Origin of the sequence: Arthrobacter sp. V1I7 (assembly GCF_030817015.1) — a bacterium.
Classification (GTDB): Bacteria; Actinomycetota; Actinomycetes; order Actinomycetales; family Micrococcaceae; genus Arthrobacter.
This window is the reverse complement of record NZ_JAUSYS010000001.1, coordinates 1,800,853-1,813,751: the sequence shown is the minus strand read 5'-3', so window position 1 is coordinate 1,813,751 and position 12,899 is coordinate 1,800,853. Positions and strand designations below refer to the sequence as shown.

The window sequence follows — 12,899 nt, the reverse complement described above, 5'->3', positions numbered from 1 at the left end:
TCGCGGATGCTACCCCAGCGGCTTCCGGGCAGCGGAGTACGACGGCTCACGGAGCCTGCTCGCCCATCGGTAATTTCCTGCGCCCGGCAGCGTGTTAACCAGCGGATCAAACCGCGTTGCGGTGTCCGCTGTATCAGGATCAAGGGCAAGGGTGAGGGTGCCGAAGCGGATCCAGCGCCGGGTGGGCCGGGCGTGATAAAGGCCCAGGGTCCATGTTCCGCCACCCAGCATTTTGCGGAAGCCGTCCGGTGCAGCGGGAAGGCTCGGATTTCCTGGTTCCGTGCGCGCCGCCAGCAGGACCGGGCCGCTAGCCCCTTTGTAAGGCATGAGCGAGGTCAGGTTACTCCTGCTGGCATGGCGGTGGGGAATGAGCAAGACGCGGCCGGGCCACGGCAGCAGTGTGGAAGCCAGCAGAACGTCCGCAGGCCCGGCCTCCGTGGTTATTCGTATGGCCAGTCCGATGACGTCCGGCCAGCCCGGCGGCGTGCCGAGGGACCGTGATAACCGGGCAGTCACCTGGTCGGTGCCCGGGGAGTCGATCCAGCTGATTCCGCTCGCTGTGTCGCCGGGGCGCCTTTCGATGGTACCGGTCAAAGCAACCCCCGAGGGATGTATGGGCCGGTCTGGGCGCAGGATCTTAATCGCTTTGAACACGGCGGCAAACGCCAGTCCCGCTGCACCGCTGAGCTTAGCTGTCATGCACTCGCCCTCTTCAGGTCTACAGTCAGCTCCCGGCCGCCCGGGAGGTACGCCGGATTACCGGCTACACAGCGCAACTTACTCCGTCAACGGGGAGACCGGATATACACGCCCACGCTTCGGGCCGGAGGTTAGCCGATCGGCGTTAAGACTCCCTTTCGGATATTCGGCCGCAGGCGTAGCTTTACTGATACCGGCTGGGCGACGCCACTAGCCCATCATCGTCGGCCAACTTCTTTTTATCCCCGGGAGGAAATCATGAGCGACATCATGCGGCACGTCCCTTTCGATGTGCCCGAGCCATTCCGCCGATTCTTGCACGGCGAGACCGGATCCATGCTCCGGGTCGAGGAATTCCAGGACGGCTCAACAATGGTGGTCCGGGCCGAACTGCCCGGAATTGACCCCGAGCGGGACGTCGATATCACCGTCTCGGGCACTACGCTCACCATCGAGGCCAGGCGTGAGGAAAGGTCGGAGTACAGGGGCAAGCACAACTACCGCTCCGAATTCCAGTATGGCGCGTTCACACGCAGTATCCAGTTGCCGCAGGGCACAAGGGAGGAAGACATCAAGGCGTCGTATACCGATGGCGTCCTCGAAGTCCGCGTTCCCACACCGGAACAAGCTGCCAGTCCCAGCCGAAAGGTCCCCGTGAGCCGCACGGCCACAGCCTCTGGTGAAGAGTCAGTGGGCTTAGGCACGTCTGACACCACCAGCGAAGCCACCGCGCCAGGGCATTCCGACGCCACCCCACCGGCCACCGGCGGACCGTCCGCACCCCGACAGAGTCCATTTGATCAGGTTTAGCGGCCAACGCCGGCAAACCACAAGGATCTGTTCAGCGGAGCAAAGACAGGAACGTCATGAATAGGTTGATCTGGATCGTCGGCGTGTTGGCCATCGTCGCTCTCCTTCTCGGTGGCACCATCCAGGCGGTCTCGTTTCTCCTTTGGATCGCGCCGGTTCTTCTGGTGACCGCCGTTCTGCTCTTCATCCTGGCCCGTTCCGGCGGCCGGCGCATCCCGCGGTAGCAGCCGGCTGCCCGCAATCATCAGGGTAGCTCGGGCCGGAATGCAGACAGGCGCGCACGGCCGCACCGGCCGAAATATACTCTTCTTCTCCGACAAGTGCTGTGGGACGATTCGTTTATGAGCGAAAACACCGATCCTCACCCGCCCGACGGCGTCCCGGGGGGCACGGCACGAGCCCGCCAGCCCGGTCATTCTGTCCGTCACGAAAACCCGACAACTCAGCAAATGCGCATCGTCGGGCAGCGGCGCGCGGAGGCTGAGGAAAAGCTGGCACACCACCTGGAACAGGCCCGGCATCCGGCAAAGGAAGAACACCCAGCAGGGGAATCTGTCACGGATCACCACTAATCGTCGATGCGTAGAGCGTAGGGTCTTGAACGCCCGTAAGCATGCTGGGAAACTCATGGTTACGGCCGCAATTGCGCGACCGTCAGACCGAAAGGAAGTACAGACATGGGAATCCTCGGATTTCTCCTTCTCGGACTTATCGCAGGAGCAATTGCTAAAGCCATCCTTCCCGGCAGGCAGGGCGGAGGCTGGGTCGTCACTCTTGTCCTGGGCGTCGTCGGCGCGTTACTGGGAGGCTGGATCGGTTCTCTGATCTTCGGCGGAGGCCTTGCTGAATTCTTCGATCTGCGGACCTGGCTTCTCGCCATCCTCGGCTCCATCATCGTGCTGCTGATCTACGGCGCCGTTGCTGGCCGCAGAAGCAGGGTATAGAAGCTGGAGGCCTACTGACCCCGACAGGGGATCCCTGAACTGACCCGGCAGAGCTCATGCTCCCGACAGTCCAGGCCTAATCCGGGATTTACGGATGCGGCCCGCTTCCTCGTAGCGGGCCGCCCTTACGCTCCGCCGCGCCCTTGCGCCCCATCCCGCCCGGACGGCGGGCCGTGTCGGCGGCGGATGCTTCTCAGGATCAACCAGCCGACAACGGAAGCCACGGCGGCGGAGACGGCATAGTTCAGGAAGCGCGTGTACTCATCGATGAGCCGGTACTGCGGTCCCAGCAGGGCGCCAAGCCCGATCAGCAGGCCGTTCCAGAGACCGCTTCCCGCGACGGTGAAAAGGCTGAAGGTGCCAAGGTTCATCCTCTGGGCACCGGCCGGCAGCGAAATGAGGCTCCGCACGCCCGGCAGCAGGCGGCCGAAGAAAACTGCGGACCGGCCATGCCGCATGAACCAGCCGGCCGCCTTCTCGAAATCCTCCCGGTCGACGAGGGGCAACCTGGAAAGCCAGCGGATCGAACGCTCCAGTCCCAGCCTCGCGCCGAGCCAGTAGAGCACCAGCGCGCCTGCGTAGGCACCTAAAGTGCTCGTGAGATGGACCAGCAGGAGGTTCATTGAACCCAGCCGGGCGAGGAAACCCGCCAGCGGCAGAACGGCCTCGCTCGGAATGAACGGGAACACCGTTTCGGCCAGCATCAACAGACCAACGCCCCACTCGCCCAGCGAGTCGACGGCGCGGGCGGCAAAACCGACGATCCCGGTGAGGTCGTCAACGGGGCTGGTGGCCTCCTTGGTGCCCGCCATCAGATTGAATTCTCGAACATTCGGCTGCGCGCCCCTTCCTTGAGCCGGACGGCGGTGTGGCCAGCCTAGCCGAACCGCAGCCCGCGGTGATGCCCACCCGCCGTCGACGGCGTCTTCGGCAAGCACTACGCTCAGCAAATGGGAATCATGCGGAAACTCTTCGGCGGCATGGTCCTCGGCCTGATCCTCGGGCTGACGGGCGCCGCGACGGCCGCACTCGCCGTCCCGCCGGCCGACGTGGTGGTGGAGGACCGAGCGGGGGTACTGGACCGCAACACCCTCCTGTCTGCGGTGCAGTCCGTTGACTTCCATCAGCCCACCACGGTGGCCGTATACACCTACAACGGAGCGGCCTCGGACAACCTCAACGAGGAAGTCCTTCGCTTTGCCCGCGCCGAGCATGCAGACTGGATCAGCGCGGACGGGCAGAAGTGGGCGGACGGGCTCTTCATCTTTGCGCTGGACCCGGTGGGCCGGCAAGTGGGGACGTATATGGGCGAGGACCGCAAGGTCAGCCTTGAACAGCGCGATGACATCCAGAACGCGTCCAAGGATCTGCTCCGTGACGCCCAGTGGACCGACGGCACCATCGCAGGCATCAGGCGCGGGGCCGAGCTGATCAACCAGCCGTGGTACCGGTCCACCGCGTTCGTCGTTACGGCGTGGACGACGGCGGCGGCGGCCTTGGCAGGCGCCGCAACCTTGCTGATCGTCCGCTGGCGGACCCGGGTCAGCAGCCGAAAGGAGCTCGCCCGCGGGGATGCCAGCTACGCGAATGTCAGCATGGACCTGCCGGTCACCGAGCTCAACGCCAGCACCATCCCGGAATCGTCACGCTACGGCAGCGTCGTACTGGAGAAGCACCGCAACTTTCTGGCGAAGTACAGCACGGCCACGGATCTCTCCAACCAGGTACACGCACTCTCCGCCAAGGACCTGGGCCGCCGGCCCAAACTGAAACTGGTCCGGAGCTACGCCGACGCTGCCGCAGAACTGGACGCCCTGGACGACGTCATTGCCGACACCAACGCGCTGCTCAACCGCGGATCGTCGTGGGCAACGGCCTGGGACCGGCAGCTGGCACCGTTCCGCAACGACCTCGCCGCCCTTGAGCCGATGCTCGGCAAGCGGCACGCCGGGGGCGACACCACAACGGCTGCGGCCCTGCGGTCGTTCCGCGAGGAGAGTGACCGGGAGCTGGAACGATGGACCTCGGAACTCGCCGAGGGCACCATCACCCCCGAAACGGCGCTCGACCGGCTGCGGAACGCCCGCACGCACCTCTCCGAACTCCTGAAGGACCATGCCGACGCCGTCATCGAGGGCTTCGCCCGGAACGAAACGGAGGCCGGTCTGATGCGTGAGGAAATGGAGAAGGTCAAAGCCGGCCCGAAAGCCAGGTACGGCCGCACCTACGAGCCCAGCATCCTCGGCACGGTCTACCCGTCCTACTACTTCTTCTCGGTGTCCTCCTTTAACTCCGGCTTTGACACAGGCGTGAGCAGTGTCACCAGTGCCCGCGGCAGCGGGAGCAGCACCACCGGCTACGGGAGCAGCGGCGGAAGTTTCTCCGGCTCCGGCAGCTCGTCGAAGTTCTAGGGCTGCGGCGCCAAGGGGCGGTCGCTAGCCCTTCTGGCTGCTTTCGACGACGAAGTCACCACCGGGAAACAGGATTGTCTCGTGGCCGTCGTCGAACCTGACATGGTACGGCGGCGCTCCGTCGGCGCCCCTGACTTCGAGAATCTCGCCGTGGCGGTCCGCGGACTCCACGGTGTGGCCCCGGATAATGATGCGGTCTCCTTCAGCTGCTTTCATTCCAATCACCTCCTTAATCCAGCCTACGATTCTCCGCCCCTGCGCGGAACGGGCAGCCCATTCCGGGCCATCCCGCGAGGGCGGAGAACCCTCTTCAGGGCCGAGCGACGGCCCCTCAAAACAGCCCTTCGGCCACGGTTTGCGTCAGCTGATGAATGACGCGGGTGCGGGCCGGCATGTCCGCCCCGCTCTGGCCGAGGGTGTACACCACGAAAACGAACGCCCTGTCGCCCTGGACCAGGATGCTTGCGTCGTGCAGGTTCCCGGAGAGCAGGCCGTACTTGTGGAAGACCTCGATGCCCGCCGGGACCGCGGCGGGGATGAGAGTCTCGTAGTTGGTCTGCTGCATATAGGAGAGCAGTTGCCGGCTATTTTCCGGGTTGAGCAGCTGGCCGGAGTACAGCAGAGAGAGCGTCTTTGCTGTTTCGGCCGGGGAGAGGTGATTAACGGTGCGGTCATAACTGATGCCCAACGACGCCGCGTACGCCGTCAAACCCTGATGTCCGACGGCGCGGAGGATCAGCGCCCACGAGTCGTTGTTGCTCTGCTGGACCATCTGCCGGATCTGGACCGCGGCAGTTGACGATCCCATCCGGGTGGCCAGCGAGGCCTGGCCGGTTTCCACCAGATGGTAGTAGGCCGCAGCCGCCAGGATCTTGGCCGTACTGGCTGCTACAAATTTGGTTTTGTCGCCGTATTCATGGACCACGCCGTCCTTCACATCTATGAGAGCCACTCCCACGGCGTACCGGCTGTTGGCGTCGATGATGGCGTTGATCGGGGCATCGAAGGCGGGGCTGAAAGGCGCCGCGCCACCGTCCGGAGCGGCGGCGGCTGGCGGAGCTGTCGGGGGTACCGTAGTCGGCGACGCGGGCGATGCCGAAGTGGGCGAGGTCGCTTCTGTCGTGGCGCCCCCGTTGCTTCCTGCGTCGGCCGTGCCCGGTATGGTCGGGCTTCCCGAGACCGACGATCCCGGCGGTGCTACCGCGTCAGCCGACGGACCTGCCTGGATGGAAGCGTAGACAGCGGTCGCAGAAAGCAGGGTCAAGGCCGCCGCAGCTGCCGTCAGGACTTGGGCGCGGCGGTTGCGGAACAGCCCGCGAACCGGACTATCGGCGCCCTGTCTGCGGCGGCCGGAACGAAGTTGCGGGCGCGGGTCTATCGATTCCATAGGATCTCATTCCCGGCATATCGGACTATGTCGGATAGCGGGAACGCTCCCCGTAATGGCTGACGCCAGACGTACGTCCGCAGGCATGCGTTCCCTCCGAATGTAAAGCTGCACAGGACTTTGGATCTCCTGAATTGTTGCCCAGGCGGGACGCGAACGCAAGCCTGAACCATTGAAAAGTCTCGGGTCGAGCCCCGGTTGCAAGGACAACGGCGTACGCTGAGTCGGTAGAAACGGGAGGAGTCCTTGTGCGGAAAATCATCCTGATGATGCAGGTGTCCCTGGACGGCTATTTCGAAGGGCCAGGCCAGGACCTGAGCTGGCATCGGGTCGACGACGAACTCCACAGCCACTTCAACGACGAGCTCCGGACGCTGGGGGCGTTCCTGCATGGCCGGGTCACCTACGAGCTGATGGCAGGTTTCTGGCCGACAGCGGACAGCGACCCGGCAAGCACCCCACCGGAGGTCGAATTCGCCCGCATCTGGCGTGACATGCCCAAGTTTGTGTACTCCCGGACGCTGGAGTCAGCAGGCTGGAATACCACGGTGGTGCGGGACGTCGTCGTTGACGATGTGATGGCGCTCAAGGCGCAGCCAGGCGGGGACCTGGCCCTCGGCGGCGCTGATCTCGCCGCGACCTTCCGTGACCTTGGCCTGATCGATGAGTACAGAATCTACGTTCACCCCGTGCTGATCGGTCGCGGCAAGCGCCTGTTCCAGCCGACCGGCGCCAACGCCCCACTTCGCCTTGTGGAAACCCGTGCGTTCGGAAATGGTGTGGTGCTGCTTCGCTACGCGACGTGAGCCGGCGCGCTGCGCTCGCTAAAGTTGGGACAGGCGGTCCGCAGGCCGTCATCGCCGTACTCCAAGGAAGGCTGCCAGCGTTGAGTCCCCATCCCCGGCTGGCCCGCAGGCTGACGACCTTTGATGCGGTCGTCATCGGCCTCGGCTCGATGATCGGCGCCGGCGTGTTCGCGGCCTTTACCCCCGCGGCCCAGGCCGCCGGATCAGGGCTGCTCATCGGGCTGTTGCTCGCCGCCGCCGTCGCGTTCTGCAATGCGACCGCATCGGCCCAGCTCGCGGCGGAGTATCCGACGTCGGGCGGGACGTATGTCTATGGGCGCGAACGGCTTGGCCCTTGGCCGGGGTTCCTGGCCGGTTGGGGTTTCGTGATCGGCAAGACAGCCAGCAGCGCGGCGATGGCGCTGACCTTCGCCGCCTATGCGGCACCGGCCGGGTGGGAGAGGCCGGTGGCGATCGCCGCCGTCGTCCTGTTGGCGGCCGTGAATTACCGGGGCGTGACCCGCACCGCCGGCCTGACCCGGATCATCGTCGTCGCCGTACTGGTGGTCCTGGCCATCGTCGTTGCCGCCTGCTGGGTCGTCCCCGGTGCGGCTGATCCGCAGAGACTGTTCGACGGCGGCGTCCTCGCCCATGGCTGGTACGGCGTCCTGCAGTCCGCGGGCCTGCTCTTCTTCGCCTTCGCCGGCTACGCCCGGATTGCCACGATGGGTGAGGAAGTCATCAACCCCAGCAGGGCCATCCCGCGCGCCATCGTGACGGCGCTGGGGATCGCCGTCGTCGTCTACGCCGCCATCGCCATCAGTATCCTGGCTGTGCTCGGCGCGGACGGAATCGCGGGCACACCGGCGCCGCTAGCCGCCGCCGTCGCCGTCGGTTCATGGGACTGGGCCTCGCCGGTTGTCCGGGTGGGGGCGGCCTTGGCAGCGCTGGGCGCCTTGCTGGCCCTGATCGCCGGTCTGGGCCGGACCAGCCTTGCCATGGCGCGCGGGGCTGACCTGCCCCGTTGGCTGGCCGCCGTCCATCCACGCTTCAAAGTCCCGCACCGGGCCGAGCTAGTGCTGGCTACGGTCATCTGCGTGATCATCAGCGTGGCCGACCTGCGGGGCGCCATCGGATTTTCGTCCTTTGGCGTCCTGATCTACTACCTCGTGGCCAACGTCGCCGCGTACACGCAGACCGGCGAAAACCGCCGCTACCCCAAGGCCCTGCAGTTCACCGGCGCCGTCGCGTGCGCCGTCCTGGTCGCCACCCTGCCGGCGGAGTCCGTGATCGCGGGCCTGCTGATGTTCGCGGCCGGCGTCGTGTACCGCGTGCTGCGCTTGCGGCTGGGGACGACACGCACTTCCTGACGACGCCTGCGATGATGAGCCGGTGACTATCGCGAAAACCGTGCTCCTGTTCGTCCTGGCCGCCGCCGCGGAAATCGGCGGCGCCTGGCTGGTCTGGCAGGCGGTGCGGGAGGGCAAGGACTGGTGGTGGGCCGGACTCGGGGTCCTGGCCCTGGGGCTTTACGGCTTCGCCGCGACGCTCCAGCCGGACGCGCACTTCGGCCGGATCCTGGCCGCCTATGGAGGCGTGTTTGTGGCGGGGTCCCTGGCCTGGGGGATGGTTTTCGACGGGTTCCGGCCCGACCGCTGGGATATCGCCGGATCGGCAATCTGCCTGGTCGGAGTCGCGGTCATCATGTTTTCCCCGCGCAACGCCGGCTAGGTAGGACAGTTGGAGTCGGCCGGGACGGGCCGGAGGGCCGGGAACAAGGCCGGGAATAGCGCAGGGACGGGCAACGGCCGGGAACAGGGCCGGCCGCCAGGGAACCTGCATGCCGCCAGGGGCAAAGGCGGGACCGCCGCGACTGCCGCCGCCCGGCAGGGACGGCAGAGGCCGGTGATCCGTTGCCCCCAAGGCAACTGATCACCGGCCTACATGCCGCCTGGCGGGTTGGACCGAGGTTTAGCCGCGGTCCTGAGGCTCCAGGCTTCAAGACCTGAGGCTCCGGGCGCGTTAGACTCCGGCGCGGACGAAGGTCACGCCGCCCGTGGCGGTCAGCCAGGAGAGCGGGTGGGCCATGGTTGCGTTGACGCCGTTCATGCCGCCGCTGACGGCCTGTCCGTTGCCCGCGTAGATGGCCACGTGGCCGGACTGGACGATGATGTCGCCCGGCTGGGGAGTCGCAACGACCTTGCCGTACTTAAGGAAAGCAGTCGGGCCGATGTTGCCAACCGGAATGCCGGCTGCGCCGAGGGCCTTTTCAACCATCGCGGTGCAGTCCTGAGTGATTCCGACCTGGCCGTAGGCGGCCGAAAGCAGAACGGCGTTTGCGCCGCCGGCCGCCGGAGCAGCTGCCGGGGCGGGGGCAGCGGCGGGGGCAGCCGCCTGGACCTTGACTGTCGCCTTCGGGGCGGCAGCCACCTGCGGGGCGATGGCAGGGACAGCAGCAACCGGCTTGGGCTGTTCAACGACGGGCGCCGGGGTCGAGATGACGGCCGGACGCTCGAACGTGACCTGCACGGTGGAATCCGCACTGACCGGAGCCGAAAGCTGGTCCTTGACGTCGACGGACGCCGGTGCGGAGTCGCGCTCGACGGGGGCTTCAGCCGCGTTTGCCACCATGGCGCTGCTGAGCACCAGACCGGACGCGGCTGCAATCACGGCCGCCTGGCGGCCGATGGTGCCTGCGTTGCCGGCAAAGGCGGAGGAAATTGCCGAAAGTCGGCTGGTGGTTTTGACGCCACGATGGCGCGCGGAAGTGTTGCGTGAAGTCATGAATGTAGCCTCTCCCAATGCCTGCGAGGTGAGCTGTCGGATTCGGATGGGAGGCACCCGGCCGCAGGGGCCCGCGTGGCGGGCCGTGCGACTTCACCCCAAGACCGGCATATCCGGTCAAAAAGTGGTTTCCCCGTCTCTGCCGGATGTTGATGCGAGGTGTCCCCGGGCCGCGGCAGAGTTAGGCAATCGGCAGGGGAGCGCCCGTATCGGAGACAACAGGCACCTGACAAAGGTAACGGGATGATTACGAAAAGTCACATCGAGGTAACGGGCCGGTGCACCGTCCAGATCCTAGTCCCTTGGAATCACGGGGCGGCGACATAGGATTAAGTGATCAGTGTCTCTTGAAGCGGAGGCTCGAAAATGACCAGCCACTGTGTTGCCATCTGCCAACTGAGCGACCAGCCTCAGGAGGATTTTGACATCAACACAGAGCTGCTGATCCTCGAGGGCGACGCCGTCCGCATCTCAACCTGGGACGCCGAACCGCGCGACGGAGGCTTCGATGTCAAAATGCTGAACGACCGCACCGATGCCCTCGGATTCATGGTCGTGACCGACTGGCAGTTCCTGGACGGCAAGGCCTATGCGGTGGTGGAACGACGGATTAGCGGCTAAGGCACAGGACTTCCATCACGTCGCATCCGCCGTGAATTCCAGCTCGGGCCGATGTTTAGCCACGTCATCCAGCACGACGGCGACCGCCTCCCGGACGAGGGCGGTCTCATCGTCTTGCTTCGAGGGGTGGGCAAGCGCCAGCTTGGCATGGCGGACAAACGCGGGCCAATCTCCCCCTCCAGCCCGGAGCGCCCGCAGCGGCGAGAGCAGGGCGCTCCGGCGCAGCCAGGCGTCCGGTTCCCGAGCCCAGCGGTCGAGCACACTGTCTGCCCGCACCCTGCCCGGCAGGTCCAGCGCTGAAACCAGCGGACCGACGACGTCGATGGCCAAGGGATCGGACAGTTCGCGCATCCGTGCGGTTCTCAGGAAGCCTTCAATCCGGGTCAGATCGGCGTTGTCCAGCATCCTGACCCTGGACTGCAGAAGAACAACAGCCGATAGCCGGCGCTCGAAAACCGGCACCGACCACAGCTCGGAACTCAGCGCGGTGATCTCGTCATGCGTCAGGTCCCGGTGCCGGCGCAAGGCGTCACGGACTGTTCCGCGCACCGCGCCAACGGAAGCGCCGTAATATTGGAGTCCGCTCCCCCACCGGGATTGCAGGTCCTCTGCCCGAAGCCAGGATCCTTCCCGTTGAAGCGATGCATCGATAAGGCCGCCGGCGTCGCTCATGCGTCCATTCTTTCCCATTTCCGCGGGGCTTCCCCTCAGTCCCGACGGACGAATTCACCGGCACTGTCCGGTGATTCCCCCGGGCCTTTAGTGTCGGAGGTCGCTGGCAGAGTGTTTCCATGGACGGCAATCAGGAGCCCGAAGTGGTTCGGGGAGGACGGGGCGGCGCTGGACGCGGCGCGACGGTCCCGGATGTTGCCCGCCTGCTCGCCACGGTCCGTGTTTCCCATTTCGGCGACGACGACGACGGCGGCGGGGCCTTCGGTGCCGAACACGACGACGACGGCGGGGCCGGTGCGGCGGTGCCGGGGCCGGGCTGATTGACCAGTTCCGGGAGCTCGAGGACCTGAAGTCCGCCGCGGCAGCGTTGCAGGCCCGGATCGCGGTCGCCTTCGATCTGGTCCAGCGCCGCGCCTAGCGGGCACAGGGCATGCCGGCGGCCGAGCTCGGGGCCGGGGTCGCGGCGCAGGTCGCCCTCGCCCGGCGCGAATCCCCCGCCCGCGGCGGCCGGCTCCTGGGCCTGGCGAAAGCCCTCGTGACCGAAATGCCGCACACCCTCGCCGCGCTCGAGACCGGGCAGCTCAACGAATGGCGCGCCACCCTCCTGGTCAGGGAAACCGCGTGCCTGTCCGCCGCGGACCGCTGCGCCGTCGACGAGGAACTCGCCGCCGACACCGGATCCTTCACCGGCGCCGGCGACCGGGCCGTTGTTGCCGCGGCCCGGGCCTGCGCCTACCGGCGGGACCCGCGCTCGGTCACGGAGCGGGCCAGCCACGCCGCCGGTGACCGGCACGTCAGCCTCCGCCCCGCGCCGGACACCATGACGTACCTGACCGCGCTGCTCCCGGTCTCCGCCGGCGTCGCCGCCTACGCCGCCCTGTCCAGGCAGGCCGAGTCGCTCCGCGCCGGCGGGGATCCCCGGGGCCGCGGGCAGCTGATGGCCGACGGGCTCGTCGAACGCCTCACCGGCACCCCCGGCGGTATCACCGGCATCGAGATCCAGCTCGTTCCGACCGACCGGACCCTGTTCCAGGGCGACAGCGAACCCGCCCGGCTCCCCGGCTACGGCATCGTCCCCGCCGGCTGGGCCCGCGAGCTGATCAAAAACGCCGGCGCAGCGCCGGGCACCGGCGACTCGGGTCCGGGGACCGGAGGCAAAGGCAGCGGCAGCGGCAGCGGCGGCGACAGCGGCGACGGCGACCGCCAGCTGCAGACCTGGCTGCGGCGGCTCTACACCGCCCCCGGCACCGGGGACCTGGTCGCGATGGACTCCCGGGCCCGGCTCTTCCCCGCCGGGCTCCGACGCTTCCTCCAGGCCCGCGACGACACCTGCCGCACCCCCTACTGCGACGCCCCGATCCGGCATCTGGACCACATCATTGCGTGGCAGCACGGCGGGCCGACCACCTCGGCCAACGGTGCCGGGCGCTGCGAAGCCTGCAACTACACCAAGGAAACCCCCGGCTGGACAAGCCGGCCACGCCCCGGGCCCGCCGGCACCAACAAACACAGGCAGGGCCTCGACCTCACCACCCCCACCGGCCACAGCCACCACTCCACCGCACCACCGCACCAGCGAGACCCGACGCTCAACACGGCCGGCGCCAGCGACACGACGCCAAGGTCGAGAGAAACGCCCGCGCCCACCGGCTGAAGGCGGCGTAGCGGCACTCGTGGGGGCAGTGGCCGCTCGAGCTGCCTTCGATAGGCATGCTGCGTCGAGCCACCAGTTTCGACTCCGAGCCGGCGAGCCGCCCGGTCTTCGCTCCCGAGTCTCGTATGCCGA

General features: G+C 66.8%; 15 protein-coding genes, 1 pseudogene and 1 riboswitch. Of the genes and pseudogenes, 10 read left to right on the top strand and 6 right to left on the bottom strand.

Annotated features, from left to right (window positions below; all coding sequences use genetic code 11):
* Positions 1–9: 9 nt before the first annotated feature.
* Positions 10–699, bottom strand: coding sequence for a hypothetical protein (locus QFZ69_RS08505; protein ID WP_306917274.1), 690 nt, complete (start codon positions 697–699; stop codon positions 10–12).
* Positions 700–957: 258 nt separating this feature from the next.
* Here QFZ69_RS08505 and QFZ69_RS08500 point away from each other — a divergent pair, with 258 nt between their 5' ends.
* The 4 genes from QFZ69_RS08500 (at position 958) to QFZ69_RS08485 (ending at position 2,453) form a co-directional block, all read left to right on the top strand.
* Positions 958–1,509, top strand: coding sequence for an Hsp20/alpha crystallin family protein (locus QFZ69_RS08500; protein WP_306917272.1), 552 nt, complete (start codon positions 958–960; stop codon positions 1,507–1,509).
* 56 nt (positions 1,510–1,565) lie between these two features.
* A complete protein-coding gene (locus tag QFZ69_RS08495) occupies positions 1,566–1,733 on the top strand; it encodes a hypothetical protein (protein ID WP_306917268.1) in 168 nt (55 codons plus the stop codon).
* Between the two features lie 117 nt (positions 1,734–1,850).
* Positions 1,851–2,081 (top strand): hypothetical protein, encoded by a 231-nt coding sequence (locus QFZ69_RS08490; RefSeq protein ID WP_307000035.1) that lies wholly within the window; start codon positions 1,851–1,853, stop codon positions 2,079–2,081.
* Positions 2,082–2,186: 105 nt separating this feature from the next.
* Entirely contained in the window at positions 2,187–2,453 is a 267-nt protein-coding gene (locus QFZ69_RS08485) for a GlsB/YeaQ/YmgE family stress response membrane protein (protein WP_306917267.1), read from the top strand.
* A gap of 125 nt (positions 2,454–2,578) precedes the next feature.
* On the opposite strand, the gene QFZ69_RS08480 is transcribed toward QFZ69_RS08485, so the two are convergent.
* Positions 2,579–3,265 (bottom strand): DedA family protein, encoded by a 687-nt coding sequence (locus tag QFZ69_RS08480; RefSeq protein ID WP_306917265.1) that lies wholly within the window; start codon positions 3,263–3,265, stop codon positions 2,579–2,581.
* A gap of 138 nt (positions 3,266–3,403) precedes the next feature.
* Here QFZ69_RS08480 and QFZ69_RS08475 point away from each other — a divergent pair, with 138 nt between their 5' ends.
* Positions 3,404–4,864 (top strand): DUF5129 domain-containing protein, encoded by a 1,461-nt coding sequence (locus tag QFZ69_RS08475; RefSeq protein ID WP_306917263.1) that lies wholly within the window; start codon positions 3,404–3,406, stop codon positions 4,862–4,864.
* A gap of 24 nt (positions 4,865–4,888) precedes the next feature.
* Here QFZ69_RS08475 and QFZ69_RS08470 read toward each other — a convergent pair whose 3' ends face one another.
* Positions 4,889–5,080 carry a DUF1918 domain-containing protein gene (locus tag QFZ69_RS08470; protein WP_306917261.1) on the bottom strand — a complete coding sequence of 64 codons (192 nt, stop codon included), beginning with the start codon at positions 5,078–5,080 and terminating at the stop codon, positions 4,889–4,891.
* A gap of 115 nt (positions 5,081–5,195) precedes the next feature.
* The gene (locus QFZ69_RS08465) at positions 5,196–6,251 is read right to left on the bottom strand and encodes a serine hydrolase (RefSeq protein ID WP_306917260.1); all 1,056 of its coding nucleotides are present in this window, start codon (positions 6,249–6,251) and stop codon (positions 5,196–5,198) included.
* Between the two features lie 248 nt (positions 6,252–6,499).
* Here QFZ69_RS08465 and QFZ69_RS08460 point away from each other — a divergent pair, with 248 nt between their 5' ends.
* From QFZ69_RS08460 to QFZ69_RS08450, 3 genes are all read left to right on the top strand, one after another.
* Positions 6,500–7,057 (top strand): dihydrofolate reductase family protein, encoded by a 558-nt coding sequence (locus tag QFZ69_RS08460; RefSeq protein WP_306917257.1) that lies wholly within the window; start codon positions 6,500–6,502, stop codon positions 7,055–7,057.
* Between the two features lie 80 nt (positions 7,058–7,137).
* Positions 7,138–8,406 carry an APC family permease gene (locus QFZ69_RS08455; protein WP_306917255.1) on the top strand — a complete coding sequence of 423 codons (1,269 nt, stop codon included), beginning with the start codon at positions 7,138–7,140 and terminating at the stop codon, positions 8,404–8,406.
* A gap of 22 nt (positions 8,407–8,428) precedes the next feature.
* Positions 8,429–8,767, top strand: coding sequence for a YnfA family protein (locus QFZ69_RS08450; protein ID WP_306917253.1), 339 nt, complete (start codon positions 8,429–8,431; stop codon positions 8,765–8,767).
* A 291-nt stretch (positions 8,768–9,058) separates the two neighbouring features.
* Here the strand turns inward: QFZ69_RS08450 and QFZ69_RS08445 are convergent, their stop codons facing one another.
* Complete coding sequence (locus tag QFZ69_RS08445) at positions 9,059–9,820, bottom strand: hypothetical protein (protein WP_306917251.1); 762 nt, start codon at positions 9,818–9,820, stop codon at positions 9,059–9,061.
* A 4-nt stretch (positions 9,821–9,824) separates the two neighbouring features.
* Positions 9,825–10,018: riboswitch (cyclic di-AMP (ydaO/yuaA leader) on the bottom strand.
* 168 nt (positions 10,019–10,186) lie between these two features.
* Here QFZ69_RS08445 and QFZ69_RS08440 point away from each other — a divergent pair.
* Positions 10,187–10,441, top strand: coding sequence for a hypothetical protein (locus QFZ69_RS08440; protein WP_306917248.1), 255 nt, complete (start codon positions 10,187–10,189; stop codon positions 10,439–10,441).
* Between the two features lie 15 nt (positions 10,442–10,456).
* Here QFZ69_RS08440 and QFZ69_RS08435 read toward each other — a convergent pair whose 3' ends face one another.
* Positions 10,457–11,113 carry a DNA alkylation repair protein gene (locus tag QFZ69_RS08435; protein WP_306917246.1) on the bottom strand — a complete coding sequence of 219 codons (657 nt, stop codon included), beginning with the start codon at positions 11,111–11,113 and terminating at the stop codon, positions 10,457–10,459.
* A gap of 192 nt (positions 11,114–11,305) precedes the next feature.
* On the opposite strand from QFZ69_RS08435, the pseudogene QFZ69_RS08425 reads away from it, so the two are divergent.
* A pseudogene (locus QFZ69_RS08425) lies at positions 11,306–12,767 on the top strand (DUF222 domain-containing protein).
* Positions 12,768–12,899 lie beyond the last annotated feature (132 nt).